Source organism: Candidatus Krumholzibacteriia bacterium (assembly GCA_035649275.1).
Classification (GTDB): Bacteria; Krumholzibacteriota; Krumholzibacteriia.
In genome coordinates this window covers 1-6,423 of sequence record DASRJW010000125.1, presented here as the reverse complement: position 1 = coordinate 6,423, position 6,423 = coordinate 1, and the positions used below count along the sequence as shown (strand labels likewise).

Below are 6,423 nucleotides of genomic sequence, written 5' to 3'. Positions count from 1 at the left end.
TCGACGAGGACGATGTTGTCGACGACTGCGCCTTCGCCCACCGTCGTCGGCTGGTCGCCATCGCAGGGCGAGAAGCCGCCGTCGGCGAAGAAGGCGATGTAGACGCAGTGCGAGCCCGGGCCGTACTCCGACAGGGCCAAGCTCGCGAACTCACCGTTCGTGTTCAGGCCGTCGGCCTGATCCTCGAGGGTGCGGTAAAAGGCCGGAGACTGGCTCGGCGCGGTATTGAAGTTCACACGAGCGTACGACAAGCACAACGAGTCGGTCTCGATCTGCAGGAAGTCGAAACCGGCTTCGCTGTCGACGATGTAGTCCAGCGACAGCGTCGGGGTCCCGGCGCCACCCACGTCGGTGTAGGTGATCCGGATGCCCTGGTACCAATCGTTGTCGTACCCGTCCGAGTCGGTGCAGCACACGTTCCCGTGGTAGCCCACGGCGAACGAGTTGCCCGTCATCCCCGTGGCGGTCGTGAACCCTGTCTCGAGGTGCCAGTACTGGACACCATCGTTCAGGATGTGGTTGTCCACGTGTGTCCAGCCTGCCTCGCTGCAGGGTGCGCCGGTGTCGAACGTCCAATCGGCGATCCACACCGTGTCCTGCAACGCTTTCTGCGGCGCGGGATTCGTGCCGTCGACGTCGCCGATGAGATCGACTTCGACGTCCGGCTCGGACACTTGCTGCACTTGGCCGGCCGGCCGCGCGAGAGCGGCACCCGCCACGAGGAGCAAGCCGCAGAAGCAGGCGAAGGAGATACGCCAGTATCTCTTCATCTTCTCCCCCCTAAGACATGAGAAACGAGGAACTCGATTCGAAATGGTGAGAACGGGGCCCCGGAACGAGGCCAGACCTTCAGGGAATCACGGCTCGATTCCCTTCCCCACCCCCTTTCCGGGTCGAAGGTCCAGAACGCTTGGATGAACCAAGCCGCCCGTGCTCCGCAGAGGTCGGTGGGCGCGAGCCCCGGGCACTCGTGCTGGATTTGACGGGAGGGATGCTATCAGCCCCTGGTGTCCACTGTCAAGACAGTGTCAGGCTGCGCATCTCACCGCGATCATTCGACTTCGGCTTCTGGTGGAGAAGTGTCCACGCTGGCGTCCACTTTTTTGAGCAGTCCGAGAGCGCGTGGATAGCGGTACCTCTCAAGGTGCAGCGCCAGCAAATGGTGAAGGATACGCCCGACTTGCCGCCTGGCCTCGACGGTGGTGGAGGTCAACCCGGCAACCTCGGGGTCCGCTTCCAGTCGCAAGAGCAGCTCGTGCGCCGCTGGTGGCAGGGGCAACCGTCGGGGGCTGTGCGGCTGGCACCGGGAGCAAACCCAGATTCCCTCCGCCGCATCGAGCTCGCCGCCCGTGGAGGGCGGGCCGGCGCAGAGACGGCAAGCCCCGAGCTCGGGAGCGTGGCCCAGCCGGTCGAGGAGAGCGAGCTCGAAGCCGTAGAAGCGGAGCACCGCCGCGGCGCGATCGGAGCTCCCCTGTAAGGCGGCCAAGAAAGCCAGGACCTCGTCCAGGATGCCCTCTTCCGGGGCTCCTTCGGGCAACACGCGCTCCAGGATCTCGAGGGCAGCCCAGGCCACCGCCATCGGCTCCAGCCGGCCGAGTGCCCCGATCCAAGGCCGGACGAGGGTCACCTCGCGCAGGTTCCCCAGGTCTCGCCCGGGTCGGAGGGTGAAGACGAAGTCGACCTCGTTCCCCGACTCGAGACTGGCCCCGGCACGGCTCTTCGGAGCGCGCACTCCCCGACCCACCAGGCGGAGGCGCCCATGGCTGCGTCCGAGGACGCTGACGATGGCGCTCGTTTCCCGCAGCGGAAAGACCCGAAGGACCAGGCCACGATCAGCCGCCAGCATGTCCAGCTCCTGGGTGGGAGGAGAAACCGCGGCAGAGCACCGTCTCGCGGCGGCAAGCACGAGGAGCACCAGGGAGACTGCCACCCGGAGCGAGACGGCGGCGGAGCAGCGTCACTCCCTGGCCCGCTCCACCGTGGCCGGCGTGGACAGCTTCTCGGCCCGCACCAGGACCTGCGTGATGCGACGGCCGCGAACGCCGCGGATCACGAACTCGAGCCCGGAGTCGGTGAAGCGATCTCCAGGGGCCGGGATCTTGCCCGCCAGTGCATAGAGATAGCCCCCCAAGGTGTCGTATTCGTCCGCGGGCAGGTGCACCTGCAGCTCTTCGTTCAATTCGTCCAAATCCACCTTGGCGTCGACGCGATACGACCCGTCCTCGAGCAGCGTCAGCAAGGGTTGCTCCTTGTCCGATTCGTCTTGGATCTCGCCGACCACCTCTTCGATGACGTCTTCCAGGGTCACGAGTCCCGCGGTCCCACCGTACTCGTCCACGACGATGGCCAGGTGCCAGCGCTTCTCCCGCATCTCCGAGAGCAGCTCGGCCACGCGCTTCGTCTCCGGCACGAAATGGATGGGCCGCAAGATCTCCTGCAAGTGCAGCTCGTGCGCGCGGTCCAGGCTGGCGACGAGATCCTTGAGGTGCAGGAAGCCGACGATGTTGTCGATGTGGCCCCGGTACACCGGCAGGCGCGAGTGGCGTTTTTCCTTGAGCAGCGCCAGGACCTGCGGCATGGGCGTGGACTCCTCCACCGCCACCATGTCGATGCGCGGCACCATGATCTCTCGCACCACGGTTTCACCGAGCAAGAAGACGCGCTGGATCATCTCGCGCTCGTCCGCATCGAGGACCCGCGGCCCGTCGCCCTCGGCCTGCACGCCTTTCCACTCCGTGGCGAGGAAGAGCGCAGCGTGCCGGGCCGCCGGTGGGTAGAGCCGCGCCAACGCCGCTCCGAGGGGCCGCCGCAACGGATAGAGCACCAGATAGAGCGGCACCACCAAGGCCGCGGCGGCGCGGCAGTAACCGCGCGGCGCCGCCTCGGCGCAGCGCTTCCACAAGAGCAGTCCGGCCACGAGGGCCACGGTGTCGGTGGCGAGCACGGCGACCCGCGCCTTGAGCGGCGGCAGCCCGCCGAACCCCGCCGCCACCACCGCGTCCAGCGCCAGCACCGAGACCAGGCCGCAGGCGAAAGCCCCGAGCAACCAGGCGGCGATGGCGCTGGTGGCGTCGCGCAAGATGAAGGCGGTGAGTGCCTCCGGTTCGGTGGGATGCTGGCGCTCTTCCACCAGCCGCCCGAGGGCGACGAGGCCGGCGAGGGCGGCACCATAGAAAGTGGAAAGGGCGACGCCGAGGAGGAAGAGCGGAATTCCGAGCCCGACGGTCATGGTGTCTCCTCGTCCCGGCCGGAGTTCGGTACCAGCGGTTCGAGCCGCCTCCAGCCGGTGCGGCGCGCCAGCCAGCGCAGCTGTGGCACCTCGGCCGCCCGCATGCGCCGGGCGTCTCCGGGGCGGTGATGGTCATGGCCCTGCAGGTGCAACATCCCGTGCAAGGCCAGGAGGACGAGCTCGCAGCGCAGCGGGTGGCGGCGCTCTCGCGCCTGCGCTCGCGCTCGCGGCATGGAAATGTAGAGCTCCGCTTCCGGCGCCAGGGAGCGCCGGCGCCGCCCGGGTGCTCCCTCGCCCGGAGCGGCGTAGAGGAAGGAGAGCACGTCCGTCGTGCGGTCGCGGCCGCGATACTCCCGGTTGAGCCGCCGCAGCCCCGCGTCGCCGGCCAGGACGAGCTGCACCCGCAGTCCCGCTGGGGAGAGGCGGCGGGCGAGCGCCACCAGCACGGCTTCCGCCTGGGGCGGCGTACGGATGCCCGGCACGCGGACGAGGTTCAACTGCACGGCGTCGCCTCCGACTCCCCTCCCTTCCGAGAGTTGCCGGCGAAGGCGAGGATGATGCGACGCACCAGCGGGTGCCGCACCACGTCCGCATCGGTGAGATAGACGAAGGCGATGCCGACGATCCCCTTCAGGATGTCCTGCACACACACCAGACCGGAGCGCTCCGGTTGGGGCAGATCGATCTGGGTGATGTCGCCGGTGACGACGGCGCGGCTGCGCGGCCCGAGCCGGGTGAGGAACATTTTCACCTGTGGCAGCGTGGCGTTCTGCGCTTCGTCGAGGATGACGAAGGCGTGGCGCAAGGTGCGGCCGCGCATGTAAGCGAGCGGCGCCACCTCGACGACGTGACTTTCCAGGGCGCGCTTCAACGCTTCGTCCCCCATGAACTCCTGCAGGGCGTCGTACAGCGGCCGGAGGTAGGGATCGACTTTCTCCCGCAGATCTCCCGGCAAGAAGCCCAGGTTCTCGCCGGCTTCCACCGCCGGCCGGGTGAGGACGATGCGGTCCACCTCGCGCCGGCGCAGCGCCGCCACCGCCGCGGCGATGGCCAGGTAGGTCTTCCCCGTTCCTGCCGGGCCGATGGCGAAGACGATGTCCAGGTCCCGAAGGGCCCGCACGTAGTCCCGTTGCCCGAAGGTCTTGGGCGCCACCGCTTCGCGGTAGCTGTTGACCAGGACGGGCTCGCCCGCCAGGGCGGCGGGCGACTCGGCGTGGTCGCGGGTTTCGATGGCGTAGCGCACATCTTCCTCGGAGAGAGCTTTCTTCTGCCGCACCAGCTCGATGAGGCTGACGAAGAGGCGTTTGAGCTCCTGGACCTGCTGTTTCTCCCCGCTCAGGATGACCTGATCGCCGCGCACCACGACGCGGCCCGCGAGGGCGTTCTCGATCACCCGCAGGTTGCGATCGTTGCGGCCGAGCAGATCCACCGGTTCGATCCCGGCGAGCGACAGGACGTCTTTGCTTTCCGCGGCGGGTTCGCGGCTCAAGAGTTCGATTCCTCCTCTAGCGACGCGGCGCTGCCGGCACGGCGGGCGGTCTCGCCCCCCGGGGCGGGCGCCTGGATCTGCAGCGACAGCTCGCGCAGCTGCTCCGGGCCGATTTCCGACGGACTGCCGTCCATGGGGGAGGTGGCGCGCTGCGTCTTGGGGAAAGCGATGACGTCGCGCAAGCTCGTTCCCCCGACGAGGAGCATGACCAAGCGGTCGAGGCCGAGGGCGATGCCCCCATGCGGCGGGGCGCCATACTCGAAGGCCTGCATGAGGAAACCGAACTTGCGCTCCAGCTCCTCCTCGCTGAGACCGATGCAGCGCATCACCCGGCGCTGCAGCTCCGGTTCGTGGATGCGGATGCTGCCGGAACCGAGTTCGACCCCGTTGCAGACCAGATCATAGAGCTGACCGTAGACCACCCCCGGGTCGGTCTCGAGCTGCCCCAGGCACTCCGGTTCGGGGTGGGTGAACATGTGGTGCGACGGGGCCCAGCCGGTGGGCGTGTCGGCGGGCTCGAAGAGCGGAAAGCGGTGCACCCAGAGGAAGTGCAGCCCCGGAGCGCGCTCCACTTCCAGCAGCTCGGCGAGCTGCACCCGCACCGCTCCGAGGGCGCGCTGGGCCAGGGCTGCCGCCCCGGCCACGAAGAGCAGCAGATCTCCCGCCCGCGCTCCGGCTCGTTCCCGCAGCGACTCCACCTGGGCAGGGCCGAGGAATTTGGCGATGCCGCCGCCGGCGGCGCCATCGGCTTCGACACGACACCAGGCGAGCCCTGCGGCCCCCATCTGCACCGCGACCTGGGTCAGAGCGTCGAGGTGCTTGCGCGAAAGCCGCGCCCCGCCGGGAGCCACGAGGAGGAGGACGCGCCCGCCCTGCTCGATGGCGGTGCGGAAAGCGGTGAACTCGCTCTGCCGGAGGAGCGCGCTCGCGTCCTGCAGCTCCAGGCCGAAGCGCGCGTCCGGTTTGTCGCTGCCGTAGCGCTGCATCGCCTCGTCGTAGGTGAGGCGCGGGAACGGCCTCGCCGGCGCCGGCAACCCGGCGGCGGCGCACATGGCGGAGACGGTGGTCTCGCTGACGGCGAAGACGTCCTCCTCGGTGGGGAAGCTCATCTCCAGATCGATCTGGGTGAACTCGGGCTGACGGTCGGCGCGCAGATCCTCGTCGCGCAAACAGCGGGCGATCTGGAAGTAGCGATCGAAGCCCGCCACCATGAGCACCTGCTTGTAGATCTGCGGACTCTGCGGCAAAGCATAGAACTTTCCGGGATGCAGGCGGCTGGGAACGACATAGTCCCGCGCCCCTTCCGGCGTGGTGCGGATGAGCAACGGCGTTTCGATCTCGACGAAGCCCAAGGCATCGAGCGCCTGGCGCGCCGCCAGCACGGCGCGGTGCCGGAGCAGGAGGCTGCGTTGCAGCGCGGGCCGCCGCAGCTCCAGGTAGCGGTAGCGGAACTTGAGCTCCTCGCTGGGTTCGATGTCGCTGTCGATGGCGAAGGGCGGCGTGCGGGCGCGGGCGAGGATGGCGAGCTCGCGCGCCACCACCTCGATCTCGCCGCTCGCCAGGTTGCGGTTGACCATCTCCGGCGGCCGGGCCCGCACCACACCGCGCACCGCGACGACGAACTCGCTGCGCAGCTGCGCCACCTTCTCTGCCAGCTCCCGGGTCGGCGTTTCCACCACCACCTGGGTCATACCGTAGCGGTCGC

6 protein-coding genes are annotated in these 6,423 nt (G+C 68.7%); all 6 read right to left on the bottom strand.

Annotated features, from left to right (window positions below; genetic code table 11):
• The coding region (locus VFE28_13580; protein HZM17027.1) for a hypothetical protein at window positions 1-770 on the bottom strand (770 nt) is incomplete at its 3' end.
• A gap of 281 nt (window positions 771-1,051) precedes the next feature.
• Window positions 1,052-1,846: a DNA repair protein RecO gene (recO, locus tag VFE28_13575; GenBank protein ID HZM17026.1), complete on the bottom strand. Its 795-nt coding sequence runs from the start codon at window positions 1,844-1,846 to the stop codon at window positions 1,052-1,054.
• Window positions 1,847-1,957: 111 nt separating this feature from the next.
• Window positions 1,958-3,229 (bottom strand): hemolysin family protein, encoded by a 1,272-nt coding sequence (locus tag VFE28_13570; GenBank protein HZM17025.1) that lies wholly within the window; start codon window positions 3,227-3,229, stop codon window positions 1,958-1,960.
• On the bottom strand, window positions 3,226-3,732 hold the full coding sequence (ybeY, locus tag VFE28_13565) for an rRNA maturation RNase YbeY (GenBank protein ID HZM17024.1): 507 nt from the start codon (window positions 3,730-3,732) through the stop codon (window positions 3,226-3,228). The genes VFE28_13570 and ybeY overlap by 4 nt, the downstream gene beginning before the upstream one ends.
• Window positions 3,723-4,718 (bottom strand): PhoH family protein, encoded by a 996-nt coding sequence (locus VFE28_13560; protein HZM17023.1) that lies wholly within the window; start codon window positions 4,716-4,718, stop codon window positions 3,723-3,725. Before VFE28_13560 ends, ybeY begins: the two co-directional genes overlap by 10 nt.
• The coding region (gene aspS / locus VFE28_13555; GenBank protein ID HZM17022.1) for an aspartate--tRNA ligase at window positions 4,715-6,423 on the bottom strand (1,709 nt) is incomplete at its 5' end. The genes VFE28_13560 and aspS, both read right to left, overlap by 4 nt.

Excerpts from the sequence above, each read along its gene's own strand:
- recO (HZM17026.1), bottom strand. The coding sequence starts at position 1,846 with ATGCTGGCGGCTGATCGTGGCCTGGTCCTTCGGGTCTTTCCGCTGCGG.
- VFE28_13570 (HZM17025.1), bottom strand. The coding sequence starts at position 3,229 with ATGACCGTCGGGCTCGGAATTCCGCTCTTCCTCCTCGGCGTCGCCCTT.